This window comes from Kitasatospora sp. NPDC056076 (genome assembly GCF_042266305.1).
Classification (GTDB): domain Bacteria; phylum Actinomycetota; class Actinomycetes; order Streptomycetales; family Streptomycetaceae; genus Kitasatospora.
Genome location: NZ_JBHJWG010000051.1, coordinates 44699 through 69254, shown reverse-complemented (window position 1 = coordinate 69254; position 24556 = coordinate 44699). Strand labels below are relative to the sequence as shown.

The 24556-nt window shown below is 74.1% G+C and carries 11 protein-coding genes; 4 read left to right on the top strand and 7 right to left on the bottom strand.

What is annotated here, in order from left to right:
- Positions 1 to 13: 13 nt before the first annotated feature.
- A complete protein-coding gene (locus ACFC1T_RS32105; RefSeq protein WP_375894441.1) occupies positions 14 to 316 on the bottom strand; it encodes a hypothetical protein in 303 nt (100 codons plus the stop codon).
- A 125-nt stretch (positions 317 to 441) separates the two neighbouring features.
- On the opposite strand from ACFC1T_RS32105, the gene ACFC1T_RS32100 reads away from it, so the two are divergent.
- Positions 442 to 1659 carry a pyridoxal-phosphate dependent enzyme gene (locus ACFC1T_RS32100; protein ID WP_375894438.1) on the top strand — a complete coding sequence of 406 codons (1218 nt, stop codon included), beginning with the start codon at positions 442 to 444 and terminating at the stop codon, positions 1657 to 1659.
- A gap of 182 nt (positions 1660 to 1841) precedes the next feature.
- Positions 1842 to 3197, top strand: a complete 1356-nt coding sequence (locus tag ACFC1T_RS32095) for a hypothetical protein (protein ID WP_375894454.1) — start codon at positions 1842 to 1844, stop codon at positions 3195 to 3197.
- Positions 3198 to 3287: 90 nt separating this feature from the next.
- Here the strand turns inward: ACFC1T_RS32095 and ACFC1T_RS32090 are convergent, their stop codons facing one another.
- The 6 genes from ACFC1T_RS32090 to ACFC1T_RS32065 all read right to left on the bottom strand — a co-directional run bounded on the left by ACFC1T_RS32090 (position 3288) and on the right by ACFC1T_RS32065 (position 19798).
- A complete protein-coding gene (locus tag ACFC1T_RS32090) occupies positions 3288 to 4343 on the bottom strand; it encodes a zinc-binding dehydrogenase (protein WP_375894453.1) in 1056 nt (351 codons plus the stop codon).
- A gap of 56 nt (positions 4344 to 4399) precedes the next feature.
- Complete coding sequence (locus ACFC1T_RS32085; RefSeq protein WP_375894451.1) at positions 4400 to 6064, bottom strand: phytoene desaturase family protein; 1665 nt, start codon at positions 6062 to 6064, stop codon at positions 4400 to 4402.
- A 14-nt stretch (positions 6065 to 6078) separates the two neighbouring features.
- On the bottom strand, positions 6079 to 7773 hold the full coding sequence (locus ACFC1T_RS32080) for a phytoene desaturase family protein (protein WP_375894436.1): 1695 nt from the start codon (positions 7771 to 7773) through the stop codon (positions 6079 to 6081).
- Entirely contained in the window at positions 7760 to 17044 is a 9285-nt protein-coding gene (locus ACFC1T_RS32075; protein ID WP_375894433.1) for an amino acid adenylation domain-containing protein, read from the bottom strand. Before ACFC1T_RS32075 ends, ACFC1T_RS32080 begins: the two co-directional genes overlap by 14 nt.
- A 163-nt stretch (positions 17045 to 17207) precedes the next feature.
- The gene (locus ACFC1T_RS32070; RefSeq protein ID WP_375894431.1) at positions 17208 to 18065 is read right to left on the bottom strand and encodes a sterol desaturase family protein; all 858 of its coding nucleotides are present in this window, start codon (positions 18063 to 18065) and stop codon (positions 17208 to 17210) included.
- A 290-nt stretch (positions 18066 to 18355) separates the two neighbouring features.
- The gene (locus tag ACFC1T_RS32065; RefSeq protein WP_375894428.1) at positions 18356 to 19798 is read right to left on the bottom strand and encodes a helix-turn-helix domain-containing protein; all 1443 of its coding nucleotides are present in this window, start codon (positions 19796 to 19798) and stop codon (positions 18356 to 18358) included.
- A gap of 330 nt (positions 19799 to 20128) precedes the next feature.
- On the opposite strand from ACFC1T_RS32065, the gene ACFC1T_RS32060 reads away from it, so the two are divergent.
- Positions 20129 to 23335 (top strand): M28 family peptidase, encoded by a 3207-nt coding sequence (locus ACFC1T_RS32060; RefSeq protein ID WP_375894425.1) that lies wholly within the window; start codon positions 20129 to 20131, stop codon positions 23333 to 23335.
- A gap of 246 nt (positions 23336 to 23581) precedes the next feature.
- Entirely contained in the window at positions 23582 to 24547 is a 966-nt protein-coding gene (locus tag ACFC1T_RS32055; protein ID WP_375894422.1) for an ankyrin repeat domain-containing protein, read from the top strand.
- The last annotated feature ends 9 nt before the right edge of the window (positions 24548 to 24556 follow it).

The window sequence follows — 24556 nt, the reverse complement described above, 5'->3', positions numbered from 1 at the left end:
GCCGCTCGCCCCCTCAGCCGACCCGCTTCGCGACCCTCTGCTCGGCCTCCCGCAGGTGGCCCGCCTCGTCCCTGAGCCGGACTCCCGCCAGCCGGTAGAACTCGGGGCTCTCGTGCGTGGCCATCCGGTCGGAGAGGGCCGCCGCCAGCTCCCCCGCGACCTCCACCAGGTCGGCGAGCTCCCCGAGCATCACGGCGGCCTCCACCGCCGGGACCTTGTCCCGCCCCCGGTCCTTCGCCTTCGGCAGCGCGTTCTCCCGCAGCTGCCGCCGCGCCTCGTCGACCGCGTCGACCATCGCCCGTATCCCGCTGTCCATCCCGCTCCCCTCGCTCCGCCCGTTGTCCGTCCTCGGACATCCTCGGACATCCCCGACAGTGTCCCCCGCCGAACAAGATTCAAAAACCCGCCCGGTAGCACCCGAAGCCCACCTAGGCTGCTTACATGGCAACCTCCGACTCCCTCGCAACCGGCCAGCGCTCGCTCGGCGACCCCACCCTCGACTACCCCCTCTGGCCCCCGCTGACCTCGGGCTGCCCGCGCACCAGCACGGAGGACGTCTCCTACCCCGTCGAGGTCGACTACGCCTACGACAAGGCCGACCCGGCCGCCCTGTTCGCGCCCGTGCGGGCCCGCGCCGGCCTGGAGCGCTGGGCCCCGCTGCTGCCCCCGCTGCTCGCCCCCGGCCTCGGCGAGGGCGCCACCCCGCTGGTGGAGCTCGGGCCGGGCGTGTACGTCAAGGACGAGTCCCGCAACCCGACCTGGAGCCACAAGGACCGGCTGAACCGCTGCACCACCAGCGCCGCCGTCGGCGTCGGCGCGCCCGGCATCGCGGTGGCCTCCTCGGGCAACCACGGCGCCTCGGCCGCCGCGTACGCCGCCCGCGCCGGGCTGCCCTGCGTGGTGTTCACCGGCCCGGACACCCCGCCCGCCGTGGACGCCTTCCTCAACGCCTACGGCGCCGTGGTGCTGCCCGTCCCGTGGGAGTCCCGCTGGCCGCTGCTGCGCCAGGTGGTGGAGCGCTTCGGCCTGCACCCGGTCAGCAACCTGACCACCACCCACACCGGCCACGCCTTCGGCCCCGAGGGCTACAAGACCGTCGCGTACGAGATCTTCCAGGACGTCGGCGTGCCGAGCGCGGTGTTCGTCCCCACCGGGTACGGCGAACTGCTCTACGGCGTCTGGAAGGGCTTCACCGAGCTGCGCCGGCTGGGCCTGGCCGACCGGGTGCCGCGGATCTACGCCTGCGAGTCGGCGGCCTCCGGTCCGCTGCACCGGGCGATCGCCGAGGGCGCCCCGGCCGCGCACGTGACGGTCGGCCCGAGCAACGCGTACTCGATCGCCTCCCCGGTGAGCGGCTACCGGGGCGTGCTGGCGGTGAACGGGAGCGGCGGCGCCGCGCTGACCGTCGACGACCGCCAACTCGCCGACGCCCAGCGGGAGCTGTCCCGGGCCGGGCTGTGGGCCGAGCTGTCCGCGGCGGCCGGCCTGGCGGGGCTGCGCAGCCTCGGCGCCGAGGCCCCGGCGGACGGTCCGGTGGTCTGCGTCTCCACCTCCAGCGGGTTCAAGGACAAGGGCATGGGCAGCCGCCCGACCGCCCCGGTCACCCCGACCTGGGAGGAGGTCGAGCGCCGGCTGCGCACCGCCGGGATCACCGGCTAGCGCACGGGGGAACGAAGTCCGGACGAGCAAGGCCGGAAGCCTGCTGTTCGTCGGGACGTTCGCTGACGTAGGGTCGGCGTTCGCCCACGCACAGCAGGCTTGCTCCGCCCCACCGTCCCCGCACCAACTCCCCCGCGTCGAAGGGTAGTCCCGTGCTCCTTTCCCCCCGTCGTCTGCTGCCGCTGGCCGTCGCCGTCGCGGCGGTCCCGGTGCTCGCCCTCCCGGCGGTACCCTCCGCCGCCGCCTCGTACGGCACTCCGACGATCACCTTCTCGGCCGGCTACCTGTCCGGCGCGGTGGGCGCCACCGGCGACCCGACGGTGGGCGTCACGGTCGCCCAGAGCGGCGCCCCCGCCTCGGCGCTGACGGTCGCGGCCTCGGCCAGCACCAAGGCCTCGGTGGCCCGGACCGGCGACGTGACGGTGACCGGCGGCGGCGCCACCCGCACCCTGGCGGTCACCGCCCAGGGCGTCGGCTACACCGACCTGACCGTCAAGGTGACCGGCCTGGGCGGCAAGACCGCCACCCGGACCCTGCACTACGCCGCCTCGGCCGCCGTCCGCAACTCCGCCGCGAGCCGCTACCTGACCGGTTCCAGCGACGCCTCGGCCGCCGTGGACGCGGGCGGCGGCTACGTCCTGGTCGGCGACGACGAGTCCAACACCCTGCGGCTCTACGACCGCAACAACTCCGGTGCCCCGGTGCGCAGCTGGGACTTCAGCTCGGCGCTCGGCGTCAGCAAGGAGATCGACATCGAGGCCGCCGCGCGGGTCGGCGACACGATCTACTGGACGGGCTCGCTGGGCAACAACAAGGACGGCAAGGTCAAGCCCGACCGGCACACCCTGTTCACCACCAGGGTGACCGGCTCCGGCGCCGACACCCAGCTGTCGCTGACCGGCTCCTACCAGGGGCTGCGCGACGACCTGATCGCGTGGGACAGCGCCCACGGCGACCGCTACGGCTTCGCGGCTGGCGCCGCCGAGGGCCAGGCGCCCAAGCAGGTCGACGGGTTCAACGTCGAGGGCCTGGAGTTCGCCCCGGGCAGCTCCACCACGGCGTACGTCGGCTTCCGCGCCCCGCTGACCCCGGCGGTCACCGGCGGCCGGGCCCTGCTCGTGCCGGTCACCAACTTCTCGTCCCTGTTCGGCGGTTCGGGCACCCACGCGACCATCGGCGAGCCGATCGAGCTGGACCTCGGCGGGCTGTCCGTCCGCGACCTGCGCCGCAACGCCCTCGGCCAGTACGTGATCGTGGCGGGCTCCTGGGCGGCCGAGGACAACTCCGCCCCGTACGCGCTCTACCGCTGGGACGGCCGGCCGGGCTCCAAGCCGGTCAAGCTGCTCGACCTGCCCACCAGCGACGCCGGCGCCTGGGAGGCCGCCCCGGACCTGCCGGACCTCGACGCCCCGGGCGCTCGCGTCCAGCTGATCACCGACAACGGCTCCGCCGACCTCTACGGCGACGGCACGGACGCCAAGGACCTCACCCACCCGGAGTGGAAGAAGTCCCGCAGCACCTGGTTCACCCTGGGCTGACCCGGGGCCCGCGGACCGTCAGGCCTGCACCCCCGACCCCGCAGACCGGCCCCTCGGCCCCGCCAGGCCGAGGGGCCCTTCCGGCTCCGCTCACAGCTCGACCAGCACCTTCCCCCGGCTCGCCGAGCGGTCGACGTACAGGCTGCGGTAGGCGGCCGGGATGCTGTCGAAGCCCCGGTGGACGGTCTGCTGGTAGCGCAGTTCCCCGCTGCGGACCAGGGCGCCGAGGTCCCGGCGCAGCGCGGCCCAGTTCTCCTCGGTGAACCACTCCAGCGCGAAGATGCCGCGGATCACGGTGCGCGGGAACATGATCATCGGCAGCAGCCGGGGGCCGGCCCAGGCCCCGCCGACCTGGCTGCCCCACTGCCAGCAGACCGCGACCCGGCTGTCCACCGAGAGCATGCCGAAGACGGTGTCGGTGAGCGTGCCGCCGAGGCTGTCGAAGTAGCGGTCGATGCCGTCCGGGGCGAGCTGGGCGAGTTCCTTGGCCAGCCGCTCCGGGTCGTCCCCGTCGCGGTACTCCAGCACCGCGTCGAAGCCCAGCTCCCGCAGCCGGGCGGCCTTCGCCGGGGTCGCGGTGGTGCCGATCACCCGGGCGCCGCGGTGCCGGGCGAGCTGGCCGACCACCGAGCCGACCGCGCCGCTGGCCCCGCTGACCAGCACCGTCAGCCCGGGGCGCACGTCCAGGAACTTCTCCACCGTCCCCCAGGCGGCCATCCCGGGGCCGCCGAGCAGGCCGAGCGCGGTGGTGACCGGCAGCTGCTCGTCGTAGTCGGCGCGGTCCAGCCGCCGGAAGGCCGGGAAGACCATCGGGAAGGTGCCGGTCTGCCAGAGCCAGGAGGCACCGTTGCCGATCACGTGGCTGCGCCAGCCGCCGAAGCCCTGCACCAGGTCCCCGACGGCGAACCGCGCGGCGGGTCCGGCCCGCACCACCTCCATGATCGAGTCGGCGCCCATGTGGTCGCCGACCGGGGTGTCCAGCGCGATGCCCTGGAGGTACGGGTCGACCGACACCCAGCGCGTGCGCAGCAGCATCTCGTCCTCGGCGAGCCGGACGTCCACCTCCTCGACGACCTTCTCGTACATCCGGTCGACGTCCGGCACCCCGTCCACGTGCGCGCGGACGACCCACTTCTCGATCCGCACCTTCCCGGCGGTCAGCACGGATGCCGCGGTCCTCACGGATTCGTTCACGGACTGGCTCACGAGGTGACTCCAAACTGCCGGTCGTCGGGGCCGACCGGGTCGGTGATCAGGGTGGGCGGCGGAGCGTGGTCGTCCACCTCGGCGGTGAACGGCCGGCCGTCGTCGCGGCAGATGAACTGGACGACGTGCCGGCCGGCGGCGGCCGCGCGGATCAGCCCGCCGGTGGTCGCCCAGACGCCGGAGAGGTAGAAGTTGGCCAGGCCGGGCAGCCCGGGGCCGTTGCGCTTGATCTCCTCCTCCAGGGTCTCCCCGCCCTCCACGAAGGGCTGCCAGCCGAGCACCGTGCCGTCGTAGTTGCCGGTGTAGCGGACCTGGGTGAGCGGGGTGGAGACGTCCTTGACGGCCACCGCCTCCCGCAGCCCGGGGTGGTGGCCGTCCAGGAACTCGATGACGGCGTCCCGCACCCGGCGCTTCTCCCGCTGGTACTCCCGGCCCCGGCCGACCGGCAGGGTGTGCAGCTCCTCGCCGCGCCGCTGCCGGACGGCCTGTTCGGGGCCGGTGCTCAGGGCGCGCCAGGGCGCGATGTCGCAGAAGTAGCTGGCGTAGACGACGGTGGTCCCGGCGGGCGACAGCTCGGGGTAGTGCCGGCTGCGGAACTGGATGTTGATGCTGGGGTGCCGGATGCCGGTGAGCCGCGCCGCGAACTCCTCCTCCAGCAGGTAGGTGCTGCACGGGTCGCCCGCCGGGAACGGCGTGCGCAGGCCGAGGAAGACGGTGAGGTAGCCGGGGAAGACCATGCCCGGCTCGGTCAGCGTCTTCGTGTACAGCCGGCGGTAGGTGTCGTTCAGGTAGCGGCCCTTGAGCAGGTCGAGCATGGTGGTGCGGCCGTCGCAGGCGGCCACCACGACGTCCGCCCGCACCTCCCGCCCGTCGCTCAGCCGCACCCCGACGGCGGTGTCCCGCTCGACCAGGATCTCGGTGACCTTGGCGTTGTACGTGATCTCCCCGCCGAGCCGCCGGTAGCGCTGCTCGACCGAGCGCGCCAGCCCCAGCGAGCCGCCCTCCGGCACCCCGGCGGACTGCCCGGCGTGCGAGGCGAGTTGGAAGTACGTCGGCAGCACCGGGAAGTTGGGGTGCTTCTCGTACAGCACGAAGTTGAACGCCTCGCGCAGCAGCGGGCTGCGGAACCGCGCCGAGTAGTCGCTCATCAGCACCGAGATGGAGCGCCGGATCACGTTGACGTACGGCAGGAAGGAGGCGAGCATCCGCCAGCGCTCCCACCGGCCCATCAGCCCGACCGGCTTGAGGAAGGGGTAACGGGTCAGCGCCAGGCGGAACTTGCGCAGGCCCGCGCAGAACTGCCGGATCTGCCGGGCGTCCTCGGGCGCGAGGTCCAGCAGGTGGGCTTCCAGCCGGTCCGGGTCGGAGTAGAAGCGCACCGCCCGGCCGTCCCGGGTGCGCACCACGTTGAACACGTCGAAGTTGCGCATCCGCTTGCCCTGGAGGGCGCCGAGTTCGAGCCAGATCCGGTGCATCTCGTTGCCCGGACCGCTGCCCAGCAGCCAGCTGACGCAGCAGTCGAAGGTGAACTCGCCGCGGTCCCAGGCGGTGCAGCAGCCGCCGGGCAGTTCGTGCATCTCCAGGACCTGGCTGCGGTAGCCGTTCATCTGCGCGTAGCAGCCGGTGGACAGGCCGCCGAGGCCGCCGCCGATGATGACCATGCTCTGCCTGCCGCTCATTCGCCCGCTCCCCGGTCCGGTGCTCCGACGGTGGCCCGGTCGAGTTGCGGCAGCCGGCCCCACTTGCCCGGGTGCCAGGGTTCGCGGTCCTCGCTGGGCCAGGCCCGGAACGGTCGGCCGAGTTCCTGGCAGAGGTACTGGGCGGCGTAGCGGCCGCTGGTGGCGGCCCGGATCAGGCCGCCCAGCGAGGCCCACTGGCCGGCCATGGAGAAGCCGGCGAGGCCGGGCAGTCGCATCCGGTCCCGGTTGACCAGGCGGTTGGCGGTGTCCTCGGCCTCGGAGAAGGCCTGCCAGGCGAGGATGCTGCCGCGGGTGTTGCCGGTGAACCGCTCGGTGGTCACCGGCGAGGCGACGTCGACCAGTTCGATCCGGGCGCCGATCCCGGGGTGGACGCGGTCCAGGAACTCCCGGACGAACGCGGCGACTTCCTGCTTGCGCGCCCGGTAGGCGCGGCGGTCGCGGACCCGCAGCTCCTTCCAGGACCAGTAGTCGCTGAAGTAGGTGCAGTGCAGTACGGACTTGCCGGGCGGGGCGAAGCCCTCCGCGTAGTTCGAGCGCAGCTGCACCACCAGGCTCTGCTGGAGCGAGCCGGGCAGCCGGGCGGCGTCGGCCGGGCTCAACAGGTAGGTGGTGCAGTGCGGTTCGCCCGCCGGCAGCGGACCGTCCAGCCCGACGAAGGCGGAGACCACCGCCGGGTAGAGGTTGCCGGGTTTCTCCAGCAGCTCGCCGTAGAGCCGGTCGGTGACGGGGCTGGAGTAGCGGCCGCGCAGCAGCCGGTCGAGCACCGTCGGTCCGTCGCAGGCGGCCACCACGTGGTCGGCGAAGTACCGGGTGCCGTCGCGCAGTTCGACGCCGACGGCGCGGTCGTCCTCGATCAGGATCCGGTCCACCCGGCAGCGGTAGTCGATCACCCCGCCGAGCCGGGTGTACCGCTGCTCCACCGAGCGGGCCAGCCCGAGCGAACCGCCCTGGGGGAAGCCCGCGTTGCCGGTGTGGGCGGCCGCCAGGGTGTAGAGGTAGGGCAGCAGCGGGAAGCCGGCCGGCTCCTGGAGGAACATGGTGGGGAAGGCCCGGCGCAGCAAGGGGTCCTGGAAGCGTTCGGCGAAACGGCTCATCGGGGTGGCCGCGGTACGCCAGAACAGCCGGAAGGCGGGCAGCACGGTGCGCACGGTGCGCAGCCGTTCGGCGGTGCTGCGCAGCGGCGGCGGGGTGAGGTCCCAGGGCAGGTCGAGGGCGACGAAGCGGCGCAGGTCGCGGCAGAAGGCGCGGATCGGCGCGGCGTCGCCGGGGGCGAGGGCCAGCAGGTGGGCCTCCAGCCGGTCCGGGTCGGTGTGGAAGGTGACGGCCCGGCCGTGTTCGTCGACGACCCGGTTGAAGGTGTCGAAGTGGGTCACCGACTTGCCGTCCAGGGCGCCGAGTTCGCTCCAGACCTGGTGGGCGCCGGTGCCCTCGGCGGTGCCGATCAGCCAGTCGATGCAGTAGTCGAAGAGGTAGCCCTGCCGGGACCACGCGGTGCAGCAGCCGCCGGGCAGCACGTGCTTCTCCAGGATCCGGGTCTCCAGCCCGCTCATCTGCGCGTAGCAGCCGGTGGCGAGGCCGGCCAGGCCGGCCCCGATCACGATCACCCGGGGCGGGCCTGCGGCGGTCCGCTCCCGGCGGGGCCAGTGCGGCCCGCGGTCAGCGGCGGCCATCGGCGGTGCCTCCCGCCAGGACGGTGGCGGCCAGTTCGGCGTTGCGGGCGGCGAACTCGCCGTCCAGCATCTCGGCGTGGCTGCCGTGCCCGGCGTGCACGACGGTTCCGCCGGTGGAGGCGCCGTGCCAGGAGCCGGGTTCGCCGCCGGTGTGGACGGCGAGCCGGTCGCGCTCGCAGACCACGTCCAGCCGGGCCCGGACGGTGCCGGTGTTGGGGGTCCTGCTGCAGAACTCCAGGTAGTCCCGGGCCTGGTGCAGGGTCTCCTGGGCGACGATCCGGGAGCCGGTGTGGCGGTGCAGGTGGTTCTGGAGCTCCCGCTCGAAGACGGCCACGTGCTCCTCCCCCAGGTCGAAGGCGTCCAGGACCCGGTAGGCGTCCACCAGCAGCACCGATTCGACCGCGCGCCCGCGCCGCTCCAGCTCCTTGGCCACCTCGAAGGCGAGGTTGCCGCCGAGCGAGTAGCCGAGCAGCCGGTACGGTCCGGCCGGGTGCAGTTCCTCGACGAGGTCGGCGTAGCGCTCTGTCTTGTCGTCGCCGGTCAGGTAGTTGAAGGCGGCGATCCGGTGGCCGGGCAGGGCGGCGGCGAGCTGCCGGTAGACCAGTCCGTGGCCGCCCGCGGGCGGGAAGCAGAAGACCGTACGGCTCTCGGGCGCTTCGGTGTTGAACCACAGGTGGGGCTGGCCGCCGGCCACCTCGCCGGTGATGATCTGCTCGACGGTGCGGGCCATGCCGTGCAGGGTGGTGACCTTGAACAGCAGGCCGACCGGGATGCTGATGTTGAACTCGGTCCGGAGGTGGTGGATCAGCTCGATCAGTCGGATGGAGCTGCCGCCGAGCTCGAAGAAGTCGTGCTGGAGGCCGACTTCGGGCACCCCGAGCAGCTGCTGCCAGTGTGCGGCGACCCGCTGCTCGTAGAGGGTGACGGGCGGTTCGTGGCGCGCGCCGCCGGTGTCGACGGCGGGCTCGGGCAGGGCGGCGAGGTCGACCTTGCCGTTCGGGGTGAGCGGCAGGGCGGACAGTGCGGTGAGGTAGGAGGGGATCATCACGGTGGGCAGGTGCTCGGCGAGGTGGCGGCGCAGTTCTCGGCGGTCCAGCGTGACGCCCTCGGCGGGCACCAGGTAGGCGGCCAGGGCGGGTTCGCCCGCGCCGTCCCGGCTGACCGTCACGCAGGCCTCGGCGACCTCGGGCCGGGCGGTGAGGTGGGCCTCGATCTCGCCCGGCTCGATCCGGTGGCCGCGCACCTTGACCTGGTTGTCGATCCGGCCGAGCAGGTGGGCGGTGCCGGCGGTGTCCCAGCGGCCGAGGTCGCCGGTGCGGTAGAGCCGCCGGGGCGTGCCGTCCAGGTCCATGACCCGGAACCGCTGCTCGGTCTGGGCCGGGTCGTTCGGGTAGCCGGCCGCGACGCCCGCGCCGCCGATCCACAGTTCGCCGGGCACCCCGGCCGGGACGGGCTCGCCGTAGCGGTCCAGGACGTACAGCGCGCTGTTCGGGAAGGGCCGCCCGATCGGGACCATCCGGCCGGGTTCCAGTTCCTCGGCGTCACCCTCGTAGTAGCTGCTGTCCACGGTGGCCTCGGTCAGGCCGTAGGAGTTGACCAGTCGGGTGGCCGGGCCGCACAGGGCGCGCAGCCGGTGGTGTTCGGCGGCCTTCCAGGAGTCGGAGCCGACCACCAGCAGCCGCAGGAAGTCCAGCCGCAGGCCGTCGCGTTCGCAGTGCGCCAGCAGGGCGCGGGCCACGGCGGGGACGAACTCGCCGCAGTCCACGGCCTCTTCGCGCATCACCCGGTACAGCCGGGCGGTGTCGAAGAGCAGCTCGCGGTCGACCAGGACGAGCGTGCCGCCGGTGCCGAGGGCCCGGGCGAGGTCGCCGGTGAACACGTCGAAGGCGGTGCCGGCCATCTGGAGGTGCACCCGGGCCTCGGTGTCCAGGCGGTACTCGGCCCGCCAGCCCGCCGTGGCGGCGGCCAGCTGGCGGTGCTGGACCAGGACGCCCTTGGGCCGCCCGGTGGAGCCGGAGGTGTGGATCAGGTACGCGGGCCGGTCCGGGTCGGCGGCGGGCAGCGGCCCGGCGGCGGCCGCGGGCCGGTCCAGGTCGGCCGGGGTGACCGGCCGGGCGGGCAGGTCGGCCGCCTCCCGGTGCCGTTCGTCGACCACGACCAGGGTCGCGCCGGCGTCGGCCAGCTGGTGCGCCAGCCGGTCGGCCGGGTGCCCGGGGTCGAGCGGCAGGTAGGCGGCGCCGGCCCGCCAGACCGCCAGCAGGGTGGTGACCAGCTCGGGTGACTTGTCCAGGCAGACCGCGACCACCGAGCCCTCACCGGCGCCGAGTTCGCGCAGCCGGGCGGCGGCGCGCTGGGAGCGCCGGTCCAGTTCTCCGTAGCTCAGCCGCCGGACGCCGTCCCGGCCGGGGACGACCACCGCGACGGCCTCCGGGTGCTCGGCGGCTGCCTTGGCGATCAGCTCGGGCAGCGGCACGTCGTGGTCGATCCGCCGTCCGGCGCCGCTGAACTCCTCCAGCACGAGCCGCCGTTCGGCCTCGTCCAGGATCCGCAGCCGGCCGACCGGCTCGCCCGCCGGGGCCCGGGTCATGGCGTCCAGCAGATTGCGGTAGTGGGCGGCGAGGCGCTGGACGGTTCCGGGTTCGAAGAGGTCGGAGTTGTACTTGAACACGCAGTGGAAGCAGTTGTCCGCGCGGTCCTCGTAGGCGGACAGGGTGAGGTCGAACTGCCCCTCCTCCTCAGGCAGTTCGATGTACTCCAGGCGGTAGCCGAAGCGCTCCACGGCGACCTTGTGGGTGAGCAGGATGAACATCGCCTGGAACACCGCGGAGCGGCTCGGGTCGTGCTGGAGGCCGAGCCGCTCGACCAGCAGCGGGAAGGGGTACTCCTGGTTGTCCAGCCCGCCGAGGACGCTCTCCCGCACCCGGGCCAGCAGTTCGGCGACGGTCGGCTCCCCGGCCAGGCTCACGTGCAGCGGCAGCGGGTTGACGAAGTAGCCGTAGACCGAGGCGAACTCCTCCTGGGTGCGGCCGGTGACGGGACTGCCGACCACGATGTCCGGCTGGCCGGACCACCGGTGCAGCAGCAGGTAGTAGGCGCCGAGCAGCACCATGAACGGGGTGGCGCCGTTCGCCCGGGCCAACTCGTGCACCCGAGCGGTCAGTTCCTCGTCGATCCGGAAGAACTCGGAGGCCCCGTTGTGGGTCTGCACGGCCGGGCGGGGCTTGTCGGTGGGCAGGGCCAGCACCGGCATCCCGGCGGGCAGGTGGCCGCGCCAGTAGTCGAGCATCCGCTGTGCCTGCGGCCCGGCCAGGAAGCGGTTCTGGTGGTTGAGGAAGTCCAGGTAGCGGGCAGCCACCGGGGGCAGTTCGGGGGTGCGGCCGCGGCGCAGCGCCTGGTAGACCTCGAACAGCTCCTCGATGAAGGTGAAGGTGGAGATCGCGTCCGAGACGATGTGGTGCACGGCCTTCATCAGCACCCAGCGGTCCGGGCCGCGCCGGAACAGCCGCAGCCGCACCAGCGGGTCCTCGGCCAGGTCGTACGGCCGGCGGTACTCGCGGACGATCAGCGCGTGGATCTCCTCCCAGGGGCGGCCCTCGACGTCGAACAGCGCGGTGTCGGCGACGGCTTCGGCGCGGATCCGCTGGACGGGGCGGCCCTGCTCGGCGGTGAAGGCCGCGCGCAGTCCGGGGTGCCGGGCGACCAGGTGGGCGAAGGCGGTGAACATCAGGTCCGGGTCGAGTTCGGCGCGCACCTCGACCGCGCCGCCGATGTTGTACGCGAAGCCGTCCGGGTGGAGCTGGCGCAGGAACCACAGGGCCTGCTGGTTGTGGGTGAGCGGGTAGCGGGCCTCGTCGGTGTGGAGTTCGACCTCGGCCTGCTGCGGGCCGCCCTCGGCGGCGAGCTGCTCGGCCAGGCCGGCGGTGAGCAGCTCGACCAGGTCGGCCACGCTGCCGTTGCTGAGCAGCGCCACCACCGGGAGGGCGACGCCGAGTTCGCCGTGCACCCGGGCCCGCAGCTCCATGGCGAGCAGCGAGTCCAGGCCGTGGGCGCCGAGTCTGGTGTCCGGGGTGATCCGCTCGACGGCGGTGCGCAGCACGGCGGCGGCGGCCGCGCCGAACCGTTCGGCGACCAGCTGTCGGCGGGCCTGCGGGTCGGCGGCGCGGTAGCCGTCCAGGAAGCCGCCGGTCTCGGCCGGGGCCTGTGCGGCGGCGCCGGCCGCGAGCTCGGCGACCAACGGCGGCGGGGCGGGGTACCAGGCGAGGAAGGTGGGCCAGTCGACGACGGTGGCGACCAGCAGCTGGGCACGGTCCTGCCCGAGGACGCGTTCCAGGACGGCGGTGCCGGCCTCGGGGGGCAGCGAGCTCATGCCGCGGGCGTCGCGGTAGTGGGCGACCAGGCCGAGTTCCTCGATCATGCCGGTGGCCCAGGGGCCCCAGTCCAGGCTGAGCGCGGGCCGGCCCTGGGCCCGGCGGTGGTGGGCGAGGGCGTCCAGGAAGGCGTTGCCGGCCGCGTAGTTGGTCTGTCCGGCGGTGGTGAGCAGCGAGGCGACGGAGGCGAACAGCACGAAGTGGTCGAGCGGTTCGTCGGCGAGCAGCCGGTGCAGCAGGTGGGCGCCGGCCACTTTGGGGGCGTACCCGGCGTCGAAGGCGGGCCGGTCCATCTGCGCCAGCAGGGTGTCCCTGACCTGTCCGGCGAGGTGGAACACCCCGCGGATGGGCGGGAGTTGGCGCCGGTGGTGGTCGGCGAGCCAGGCCGCGAGGGCCGGTCCGTCGGTGACGTCCACGGTGGCGAGCAGCGGTTCGGCGCCGAGCGCCTCCAGTTCGCGCAGGAAGGCGATCCGCTCCCCGGCGGGTGTCGCGGGGTCGACGGCGTGCCAGTCGGCGCGCGGCGGCAGGGCGGTGCGGCCGACCAGGACCAGCCGCCGGGCGCCGCGCCGCACCAGGGTGCGGCAGAGCAGCCGGCCGAGCGCGCCGAGCCCGCCGGTGACCAGGTAGCAGCCGTCCGGGCGCAGCACCGGCGGCAGCGGCCGGGTGAGGCCCTCGGCGGGGCGCAGCCGGCTGATGAGCCGGCGGCCGGCCCGCAGGGCGAGTTCCTGCTCGGCCTCGGCCGGGCGGTCGCCCGGGCGGGCGGCGGCCGGGTCGGCGAGTTCGGCGAGCAGGTCCGCGGCCTGGTCGGCGGCCGGCCGGGCCGGGTCCAGGTCGATCAGGCTGCCGCGCTGGGCGACGAGTTCCTGTTGCCAGAGCACCCGGCCGATGCCCCAGGCGGGGGCGCCGAGCGGTTCGACCCGGTCCTGCGGGCCGGTGGCCTGGGTGCCGCGGGTGACGATGTGCAGCCGGCCGTCGGGGCGGGCGGCGGCCAGGGCCCGGGCGAGGGTGATCAGCGAGTAGGCGCCGTGGGTGGCGAGCCGGTCGAGCTGCCCGGGGTCGCCGGGGTCGAGGGCGTCCAGGGCGGGCAGGTCGAGGTTCCACAGGTGGACGACGGTCCGGTGGGCCGGGTCCAGCTCGGCGAACAGCCGCTGGAGGTCCTCGGCGGAGTCGGGCCGTACGGTCGTCCCGCCGTCCCCGGTGGCGTACGAGGGGCCGGGCCGGACGAGGTGGCAGCGGGCGCCGCGCCCGGCGGCCAGGGCGGCCAGCCGTTCGGCGAGGCCGCCGGCGTCGGCGAACAGCAGCAGGTCGCCGGTGGGGGCGTCGTGCGGCGCGGCCGGGGCGTCCTGCCAGGCGAGTTCGGTGAGCCAGCCGTCGATGGTGGCCAGGCCGACCGAGGCGGCCGCCCGGGCGACGTCGGCGACCTTGAAGCCGGTGATCCGCCCGAGCGGGGTGCCGTCCTCGGCGTACAGGGCGAGGTCGCCGACGAGTTCCTCGGCGCTCTCCCGGGTGACGGTGGCATGTGCCCAGATCGGGCGGTCGCCGACGGCGTCGAGCCGGACCTCCTCGATCGAGACGGGCAGCCGGACGCTGCCGTCCCCGGGAGCGTGCAGCCGGGTGGTGAGCAGGGTCTGGAAGCAGGCGTCGAGCAGCACCGGGTGGAGGTGGTGGTCGGCGGCGCCGGGGCCGAGCCGCTCGGTGGGGCGGATCCGGGCGAGCGCCTCGCCGGGCCCGGCCCAGACCTCGACGACGGCGCGGAAGGCCGGCCCGTAGTCGTAGCCGCGCTCGGCCAGCCGCCGGTAGCAGTCCGGGCCGTCGAGGTGCTGCCCGCGCTCGCGCAGCGCGTCGAGGTCGGCGGCGGGGCCGTAGGAGCGGCGCTGGCCGGTGCGGACCCGGCCGCCGGCGTGCACGGTGGGTTCGCCGCCGGCCGGGGTGGCGGCGATGGTGAAGCGGGCGTCCTCGGGGGCGTAGCCGAGCTGGACGGGCACGGGTTCGGTGTCGGAGAGGAACAGCGCCCGGTGCAGTTCGACCTCGGCCAGCACGACCTGGCTGCCGCCGGTCAGCGCGCGGACGGCCTGGGCGGCCATCTCCAGGTACCCGGCGGCGGGGAAGACCGCCCGGCCCTCGATCCGGTGGTCGTCCAGGTAGGGCAGCCGCTCGGGGTCGAGCGCGGTGGTCCAGGTGGGCTGGGCGGCGGCGGTGCGGCGGCCGAGCAGCGGGTGGTCGAGCTGCCCGAGCCGGACCCGCTCGACCGGCTTCGGCTCGGTCCAGTGGCGCTCGCGCCGCCACGGGTAGCCGGGCAGCGGCACCGGGCGCCCGGCCGGGTGCAGCGCGTGCCAGTCCAACTCGACGCCGAGGGTGTGGAGTTCGGCCAAGGTCCGGGCGACGCGCTCGGGTTCGTCCTGCTGCCGGCGGATCGACGGCAGGGTGTGCGCCTGCTCGGCGCACTCGCGGATCGCGTGGCCGAGCACGGGGTGCGGGCCGATCTCCAGGAAGAGCCGGTGCCCGTCCTCGGCCATCCGCTCGACGGCGGCCCGGAAGCGCACCGGGTGGCGGACGTTGTGCCACCAGTACCCGGCGTCCAGCTCGGGCCCCAGGGCGAGCCCCTCCCGGGCGGTGAGGTGGAGCGGCAGCCGGGCCCGCTGCGGCCTGATCCCGGCCAGGGCGGCGGTGAGTTCGGCCCGGATCGGGTCCATCCGCACGCTGTGGTAGGGCACTTCGACGTCCAGGAGGCGGGCGAAGACGCCCTGCCCTTCGAGCGCGGCGGCGAGTTCGCGCAGCGCCTCGGTGTCCCCGGCGAGGGTCACCGCGGAGGGGCTGTTGACGGCGCCGAGCGAGACCCGGTCGCGGTACGGGCGGATCCGGCGCTCCGCCTCGGCCTCCGGCAGGCCGACGGCGAGCATCGAGCCCGTCCCGGCCAGCCGCTGCTGGAGCGAGCTGCGGGCGAGCACCACCCGGACGGCGTCGGCCAGGTCGTAGACCCCGGCCTCGTGGAAGGCGGCGACCTCCCCGGTGCTGTGGCCCACCACCGCGTCGGGGTGCACGCCGTGGCTGCGCCAGAGCGCCGAGAGCCCCAGCTGGACGGCGAAGTTGGCGGGCTGGGCGAGCCAGGTCGCGGCCATCCGGGAGTCGGCCTCGTCCCGGCCGAGTTCGTCCAGCAGGGACCAGCCGGCCTGGGCGCGGATCTCGGCGTCCACGGCCCGGACGGCCTCCCGGTAGACCGGCTCGCTCTCGTACAGGCCCCGGCCCATGCCCCACCACTGCGGGCCCATCCCGGTGAACACCCAGGCCAGTCGGCGCTGTTGACGCTCCCGGGCCAGGCCCCGGACGACCCGGGGGTGGTCCTCGCCGCGTTCGTGGGCGGCCAGCGCCTCGGCCAGGTCGGCGGGCCCGGTGTGCACCACGGCGAGCCGCTCGGGCAGGTGTTCGCGGCGGTGCGCCAGGGTGTGGCCGAGGTCCGCCGGGCAGGTCCCGGCGGCGATCTCCCGCCGTACGGCGGCGGCGAGTTCGGGCAGTCCGGCGGCGTCCCGGGTGCTCAGCGGCAGCACCGTGACGGCCGGTCGCCGGGCGGGGGCGACCGGGGCGGGCGGCGGCGGTTCCTCCAGCAGGACGTGGGCGTTGGTGCCGCCGAAGCCGAAGGAGTTGACGCCGGCCCGGGCCGGCCCCTGGTGCTCGGGCCAGTCGACCGGGGCGGTCGGGATGTCGAAGGGCAGCGCGGCCAGGTCGATGGCCGGGTTGGGCCGCTCCAGGTTGAGGTGCGGCGGGATCCGGCGGTGCCGCAGGGCGAGCGCGGTCTTGATCAGTCCGGCGACCCCGGCGGCGGCCTCGGTGTGCCCGATGTTGGTCTTCACCGAGCCGACGTAGCAGCGCTCCCCCTCGCGGCGCCCGATGCCGAGCACCCGGCCGAGCGCGGCCGCCTCGATCGGGTCGCCGACCGGGGTGGAGGTGCCGTGCGCCTCGACGTACTGGAGGCTGCCGGGCAGCACCCCGGCGCCGGCGCAGACCCGTTCGATCAGGGCGGCCTGGGCGTCCGCGCTGGGGACGGTGATGCCGTTGGTGCGGCCGTCCTGGTTGACGCCGCTGCCGAGGATCACGGCGTGCACCGGGTCGCCGTCGCGCAGCGCGTCGGAGAGCCGCTTGAGCACCACCACACCGACCCCCTCGGCCCGCACGTAGCCGTCGGCGGCGGCGTCGAAGGCGCGCGAGCGGCCGTCGGCGGAGAGGAAGCCGCCCTTGGTCTCGGCGATCGTGTACTGCGGCGCCATGTGCAGCAGGGCGCCGCCGGCCAGGGCGAGTTCGGTCTCGCCGCGGAGCAGGCTCTGGCAGGCCAGGTGGACCGCGACCAGGGAGGAGCTGCACGCGGTGTCGATCGAGACGCTGGGGCCGCGGAAGTCGAAGCAGTGCGAGATCCGGTTGGACACCATCGTCATCATGGTGCCGGTGGCGGTGTGCGCGGCGATGGTGGTGAAGTCCAGGTCGGCGAACTGGAGGATCTTCCAGTCCAGCGTGAAGGCGCCCATGTAGACGCCGACGTCCCGCCCGGCCAGCGCGCCGGGGCGCAGCCCGCCGTCCTCCAGCGCCTCCCAGCTCACCTCCAGGAGCTTGCGCTGCTGCGGGTCCATGTGGGCGGCCTCGCGGGGGCTGATCCCGAAGAAGGCGGGGTCGAAGGTGTCGAAGCCGTCGATGTAGCCGCCCCGGCCGCCGATCAGCCGCCCCGGCTTGGCGCGGTCACGGCTGCCCAGGGTGCCGGTGTCGTACCGGTCGGCGGGGGTGTCGGTGAGACAGTCCCGGCCCTCGATCAGGTTGCGCCAGTAGGTCCGGTGGTCGTTGGCGTGTCCCGGCAGGCGGCAGCCGATGCCGGTGATCGCGATCCGTTCGCAGGGCACGGCGAAGGGCGAGGTGGTCATGGTCCAATCCGAGGGTGGTGGCGGGGACGGCACGGGGCACGGGCGGGGCGGCTGCCCGGGGACCGGTCGGAACGGGGGGCTGGTGGGAACGGGGCAAGGGGAACGGGGGCGGGTGGGAACGGGGCGGGAGGTCGACGAGCGGTGACGCGGGGGGCCGTTGGGGTCAGGCGGACTGCTCGGTGGTCTTCATCCGGCGCCAGGGGTGCAGCAGGGTGGCGCCGAGCTCTCCGGTGGTCGGGAACGCGGCCGGGTCGGTGAGGCCGACCGCTTCCGGGATCCGCCCGGGCCGCCAGGTGAAGCTCCCGAACACGTGGTCCCACAGCGACAGGTCGGAGGCGTAGTGGCCGGCTTCGGCGAGGTCGGTGCTGTGGTGCAGGCGGTGGAGTTCCGGGCCGGCCAGGACGTGGCCGAGCCAGCCGATCCGGACGTCGATGTTGGCGTGAACGAAATACCCCTGCGCCATCACGAATATTCCGACCACGAACACCGAATCCGCCGAGAATCCGATCATCGCCAGCAGGAGTTGGACCACGGACTGGGCGAACAGCACGTCCAGGAAATGGTTGACGCCGTTGTTGGCGACGTTCACCTTGTCCGGCACGTGGTGCACGCCGTGCAATCGCCAGAGCCAGCGGTTGCGGTGCGACCAGCGGTGCACCAGGTAGTCCCCGAGCGAGCCGATCAGCAGGGCGAGCGGGATCTCCAGCGCGAACGGCAGCGCCGGACGGGCCGGACCGAGCGCCACCACCAGGGTGGTCACCAGCCCCTGGGCCAGCCCGCCGCCCGCCATGCTCAGCACGAAGTACACGCCGTACCAGCGCAGTTCACGCCCGCTCGGGTGCCAGTCGGTCCGGTACGGGATCACCCGCTCCAGCACCGCCAGGTAGCAGATGACGGCGATCAGCACGAGCGGGGAGACCTGGTCGGGCGCCCAGTGGAAGCGCAGTGTCGCGACGGCAGTGCACAGCACCCCCAGGAGCAGCAGCGGATGGGCGAGCCGGCGTGCGATGGCTGACAGCACGCTCCCCCTAGTTCTTCGCGGACTAACGAATGGAAACGTCAGAGACTCTAGCGGGAGGCGCAGGCGGGGTCAGTCATTCGACGTGTTAACGCCATGAATAACCCGATCGGAGGAAGCTCCGCACACGAAGTTGACAAATCGGCGGCGTGAACAGGGCGCATTCGAGGGCGGGTCGGGTCGTGCCGGAGTGCGGCGCGCGCGATTCCCGTACGGTCCGGCGCCCACGCCCCCTCCGACGCCCACCACACGTCAGGGGCCGACGGGAGCGTCCGAGAGCGGGCCGGCGGGGCTCAGGAGCCGGCCAGCTCCGCCAACCGGTCGGCGGTCCGCGGCCCGTACCGCGCGAGGCGCTCACGCAGGCCGCGCAACTCGTGCCCGACCAGCGCGGGCAGCGCGGCCACCGGCACCGACTCCAGGGCGGGCGCCAGCAGGTCCACGGCCGTGCGCGGATCGTGCGCGCAGGCGTGGCAGTCGGCCGCCCGGACGGTGAACAGCAGCCGACTGGACGGCAGCTGGGTCGGCCCGAGCAGGCCGAGCGCGGTCTCGGTGGCCGCCAGCGCCCGCCGGGCCAGCCGGGGATCGTCCACCGCGGCGGCGAGGTCGCGCAGCGCGGCGGCCGCGGCGGACTCCACCCGCAGCCGCATCGAGGCGATGGACAGCCACGGCACGTCCGCCTCATCCCGGGCGTCGATGTGCTCCAGGTGCGCCCGGGCCAGCGCGATGTCGCGGACGGTGCCGCGCACGTCCCCGGTCAGGGCCCGGGCCCGGGCCCGGCTGATCCGGCCCATCGCCCCGGCCCAGGGCCGCCCGGGCGCGACCCGGTCGATCTCCCGGGCGTAGCCGAGCGCGGCCACCGGGTCGCCGTCCAGCCGGGCCAGGATGCTGAGGTCGCTGAGCGTGCCGACCTGGGTGGCCCGGTCCCCGGCCAGCCCGGCCCAGGTGAGCGCCCGGTCGAAGCAGGCCATGGCGGTGGCGTTGCGGCCGCCCTGCATCCGCAGGGCCCCGGCGGCGTGGGCGTGTTCGGCGGCCAGCCGGGCCAGCGGGCGGCGCTGGGCGGCGGGGGCGACGGCCAGCCGGGCGAGCACCACGTGCAGGGTGCGTTCGACGGCGGCGACCAGCCCGGCCAGTGCGCCGGTCTCGCCGGCCCGCAGCTGGGCGGCGAGCAGCCCGGCCAGGGCGTGCGCGGTGGCGGCGTCCAGCGGCGGCGCGGTGGCCGGGTCGGCGGCACGGAACTCCTCGCACAGGAGCGCGAGTTCCCCCGGCGGCGGGACGGCGCAGCCCTCGGCGTCGTGCAGCGGGCAGAGCAGTCCGTAGTCCGGCAGCCGGGCCGGGGCGAGCAGGACCGGTTCGACGGGAGTGGGCACGGCGGCGGACTCGGACCCGACCGGCACCCCGTCCGGCACCCCGCCGGGCAGCGGCGGCCGGAGCAGGCCGGGGGCGAAGGGGGCCGACAGCGGCAGCCCGGCGGTCTCGGCGCGCAGGCAGGCGGCCACCAACTCCCCTCTTGCATTGAGGAGTTCGTCGATCCGCTCGGCCATCCTGGGGGCGACCCGGCGGGAGCCGTGCTCGATCTTGCTGACCGCGGTGTGGTCGTAGCCGATCCCCGCGCCGAGCTGCGCCTGGGTGAGTCCGGCCCGGCGCCGCCAGTGCCGCAGCCGGGCGCCGAACTCCCGCCAGGCGCCCGCCTGCTGGACGTCCGGTGGCGAGGCCGGGGCCGAACGGTTCCGGTACACGGCTGTCCTCCCCCTGTACGCCCCCGACGCGGGGCCCTGGGACGAGTCCGACGAGGAGGACGGTACTCGATGGCTCCCCTCCCGTACATGAGGTGGTCTCAACCACTGACAGGAAAGCCCAGCTTGACGCGAAACGGCAGCCGCACCTTGACGGAATTTGCCAACCCTATGCAGAGCCTGCACCAGCCATTGACCCGGGCATGACGCCATGTGAGTGTTCGGGCACCCGAGCGCGGACGGCCCGCACGGCCGTCCCCCAGAAGCGGCCCGCGGTGCGCCCACCAGCCTTTCCCGTCCGCGGTCGAGGACCCCCACTCGCGAGGAGCCTCGATGCAACGCAGAGTTTCCCCAGGACGGTTGCTCACCACGGCGACCACCCTGACCGTACTGGCCGGCCTGATCGGCGCCACCGCCGGGGCGGCCACCGCCGCGCCCACCCCCTCCCCCGCGCCGCCCAGCGCCCTGGCCGCCGCCGTGAACGCCGCCGACGCGGCCGCCGCGGCCGGCACCGACGCCCTGGCCAAGGGACCGGGCGAGACCTACGAACGCAAGGCCGTCACCCCCTGGCTGAACGGCCTCTACTCGGTCTCGTACGAGCGCAGTTACCGCGGCCTGCCCGTGGTCGGCGGCGACGCCGTGGTGCTCGCCGACGGCAAGGGCACCGTGCGCGGCCTCCAGTCGGCCGCCACCGGGCCGGTCGGCGGCTCCATCACCCCGCAGATCAGCGCGGCGAACGCGGAGAAGACCGCGCGGACCAAGCTGCCCGTCGTCGACCAGGTCGAGTCCCGCCGCCTGGTCGTCCGGGTCAAGGACGGCGCCGGCCGGCTCGCCTGGGAGACCGTGCTCAAGGGCCGCACCGAGACCGCGCCCAGCCACCTGCACGTCTTCGTCGACGCCGCCACCGGCGAGGTCGTCGACAGCTACGACGACGTCGAGGCCGGCACCGTCAACAGCAAGTGGAACGGCCCCGGCCCGCTGACCATCAGCACCACCAACTCCGGCGGCTCGTACGCGCTGCGCGACCCGAGCCGGCCCGGCCTGTCCTGCTCCGACAACGACACCGGCCAGGTGTTCACCAAGTCCTCCGACTCCTGGGGCAACGGCAACCCGTCCAGCCGGGAGACCGGCTGCGGCGACGCCATGTGGGCGGCCCAGAAGGAATGGGACATGCTCCGCGACTGGCTCGGCCGCAACGGCCACGACGGCAACGGCGGCAGCTGGCCGATCAAGATGGGCCTCAACGACGTCAACGCCTACTGGGACGGCAGCTCCGTCTCGATCGGCCACAACCAGGCCGGCGAGTGGATAGCCGCCCAGGACGTCGTCGGCCACGAGTTCGGCCACGGCATCGACCAGTACACCCCCGGCGGCGCCAACAACGAGAACGGCCTCGGCGAGGGCACCGGCGACATCTTCGGCGCGCTCACCAAGGAGTACAACAACGAGCCCGCGCCGTACGACTACCCCGACTACCAGGTCGGCCGCGTGATCAACCTGGTCGGCCAGGGCCCGATCCGCAACCTCTACCAGCCCTCGCTGGTCAACAACGACCCGAACTGCTACTCCTCCTCGATCCCGAGCACCGAGGTGCACGCGGCCGCCGGACCGCTGAACCACTGGTTCTACCTGCTGTCCAACGGCTCCAACCCGGGCGGCGGCAAGCCCACCAGCCCGACCTGCAACAACTCCAGCGTCACCGGCATCGGCGTCAAGCAGGCCGGCCAGGTCTGGTACGGCGGCATGCTGCTCAAGACCAGCGGCATGACCTACAAGCGGTACCGCACCACCACCCTGACCGCGGCCAAGAACCTCGACCCGAGCTGCACCTTCTTCAACCGCACCAAGGCCGCCTGGGACGCCGTCAGCGTGCCCGCGCAGAGCGGTGACCCGACCTGCACGCCGTCCGGCAACAACGACTTCTCGCTCGCGCTCGGCCCCGCCGCCGGCTCCGTCCAGCCCGGCTCGTCGACCACCGCGACGGTCTCCACCGCCGTCACCTCGGGCACCGCGCAGACCGTCAGCCTGACGGCCACCGGCGCCCCGACCGGGGTCACCGCGACGGTCAGCCCGTCCTCCGTGCAGACCGGCGGGTCCGCGACGCTGACCCTGGCCGCCTCCTCCGGCGCCCCCGCCGGCACCTACGTGATCACCGTGACCGGCACCGCCGGCGCGGCCACCCACACCGCCCAGTACACCCTGACCGTCGGCGGCGGCGGCACGCCCGGCGGCCCCGCGCCGGACATCGACGTGGCCAAGATCCAGGCCGACCTGGCCCAGCTGAACACCATCGCCAACCAGAACGGCGGCAACCGCCGGGCGGGCAGCGCCGGCCACAGCCAGTCCCTGGCGTACATCAAGGGCAAGCTCCAGGCGGCCGGCTTCCAGGTCAGCGAGCAGACCTGCACCTCCTGCACCTACCAGTCCAACAACCTGGTCGCCGACTGGCCCGGCGGCCCGTCCGACCAGGTCACCATGCTCGGCGCCCACCTGGACAGCGTCTCGGCCGGCCCCGGCATCAACGACAACGGCTCCGGCTCCGCCGTCCTGCTGGAGAACGCCCTCGCGCTCGCCCAGCAGAACCCCACCCTCACCCGGCACGTCCGCTTCGCCTGGTGGACCGGTGAGGAGCAGGGCCTCCAGGGCTCCCAGTACTTCGTCGGCCAGCTGGGCTCCACCCAGCGCTCCGCGATCAAGGCCTACTACAACTTCGACATGGTCGGCTCGCCGAACGCCGGCTACTTCATCAACAACCTCACCGCCGCGGCCTCCGCGCCGATGAAGGCCTACTGGGACTCGCTCAACCTCCAGCCCGAGGAGAACGTCGAGGGCGTGGGCCGCTCCGACGACTACTCCTTCCAGCAGGCCGGCGTCCCGACCTCCGGCTACGCGGCCGGCGCCAGCGCCGTCAAGACCTCCGCGCAGGCCGCCAAGTGGGGCGGATCGGCCGGGCAGTCCTACGACTCCTGCTACCACCAGTCCTGCGACACCACCTCCAACGTCGACGCCACCGTGCTCAAGCGCAACGCCAACGGCGTGGCCTACACCATCTGGAAGACTTCGGTCGGCGGCACCACCCCGGCCAACGACTTCTCCGTCTCGGTGAACCCGGCCACCGCCACCGTCAAGCCCGGCGCCTCCGCCACGGCCACCGTCGCCACCGCCACCACCTCCGGCTCCGCCCAGACGGTCAACCTGACCGCCTCCGGCGCCCCGGCCGGTGTCACCGTCTCCTTCAACCCCTCCTCCGTCCAGTCCGGCGCCTCCGCCACCATGACCGTCGCCACCGCCACCAGCACCGCGGCCGGCACCTACAGCATCACCGTCACCGGAACCGGCTCCGCCACCCACACCACCAGCTTCACCCTGGTCGTCGGCAGCGGAACCCCCGAACCCGGCAACGCCTGGACCCCCGGCACCACCTACCAGGCCGGCGACGTCGTCACCTACAACGGCGTCAGCTACCGCTGCATCCAGGGCCACACCGCCCAGGTCGGCTGGGAACCGCCGATCGTCCCCGCCCTCTGGCAGCAGCTGTGACCCACCCGGGCCACCCTGCCTGACACCCCCAGAACCGCTGCGCCGCGATCCGTCGAGGGGGACGGACCGCGGCGCAGCCGCGTCCGCGGCCTGCGGGAGGCGGGGCCGGGCAGGGCCTTGCCTGCTGCATTGTCGGACCCGTGTGCTTCCGTGTACGGAGCAGCATCCGGCAGCCACCGGGCGGAGTGGCCGCCGACAACCGGACGCACGGACACAGGGCCCAGGGCACAGGGCACAGGAGGCACGATGACGGGCTGGGCGGGTGTGACCTGGGACAGCTGGCGGGACGCCGAGGAGATCCGCGCGCGCCTCGCCGCGGGCGCCGACCCGGAGGACTGGGGCTTCGGCCAGCGGCCCCTGCACCGGGCCGCGTCCTACGGGTCCCCCGAGGTGATCACCGAACTCGCGGGCCAGGTGGCGGACGTGGACGCGCCGCAGGACGGGACCACGGCGCTGTGGGAGGCCGTCCTCGCCGGCCGGCCGGACAACGCCCGCGCCCTGGCCGCCGCCGGGGCCGATCCCTGGCGCCCCCAGCTCGGCGGCTGGTCGCCCGGTCGGCTCGCGCTGGCCGGGCCGGTCCCCGACCTGTTCCCCGTCCCGGCCGGGGAGCCCGGGCTGACGGCGGCCGAGCAGGCCACCGCCCGGAACGCCCGCCGACTCCTCGCGAACCTCGGCGACTTCCACTACGAGGGCACCGGCCTCGCCTGCGTGGCCGGCATCGACGCCGCCGAGGCGGTCCGGCGGCTCTCCGGCGAGCCGGTGGGCGAGGAGTTCATGGCGGACTTCCTCGACGACCCGTACGACCACGACCAGGACGACAGCCTGCTCCTGGTCGGCGTCACGACCGTGCCCGGCGGCTGCATCGTCACCCAGCCCTGGGGCTACACCCCGTCCACCCCGGGCGTCATGGCCCGGCTGACGGCCGGCACCTTCGGCTACGGCATGTACGCCAATCCCAAGAGCGGGAACCAGGGCGGCATCCACCGCGACGGCGTCACGGAGGACTGGGACCTCCACCCCGGCGGCGGGCCCCTCCCCGGTCACACCCCCGAGGAGGTCCTCACCGGGTACCTCTACCACTACCAGGCGATCGCCTACGCCTGTGCCTTCGCCGGCCTGCACCCCACCGACGCCCGAGCCGTCACCGGGCCCGCCGACGTCTGGATACGCCTGCCCGCTCTGGACTACTGGAAGGACCCGACCGACCAGTGAGCGGACCGG

Bases quoted from the DNA above. Each gene is read 5' to 3' on its own strand.
- ACFC1T_RS32055 (WP_375894422.1), top strand. From the start codon at position 23,582: ATGACGGGCTGGGCGGGTGTGACCTGGGACAGCTGGCGGGACGCCGAG.
- ACFC1T_RS32100 (WP_375894438.1), top strand. From the start codon at position 442: ATGGCAACCTCCGACTCCCTCGCAACCGGCCAGCGCTCGCTCGGCGAC.
- ACFC1T_RS32075 (WP_375894433.1), bottom strand. From the start codon at position 17,044: ATGACCACCTCGCCCTTCGCCGTGCCCTGCGAACGGATCGCGATCACC.
- ACFC1T_RS32080 (WP_375894436.1), bottom strand. From the start codon at position 7,773: ATGGCCGCCGCTGACCGCGGGCCGCACTGGCCCCGCCGGGAGCGGACC.
- ACFC1T_RS32060 (WP_375894425.1), top strand. From the start codon at position 20,129: ATGCAACGCAGAGTTTCCCCAGGACGGTTGCTCACCACGGCGACCACC.
- ACFC1T_RS32105 (WP_375894441.1), bottom strand. From the start codon at position 316: ATGGACAGCGGGATACGGGCGATGGTCGACGCGGTCGACGAGGCGCGG.
- ACFC1T_RS32085 (WP_375894451.1), bottom strand. From the start codon at position 6,064: ATGGTCATCATCGGCGGCGGCCTCGGCGGCCTGTCCACCGGCTGCTAC.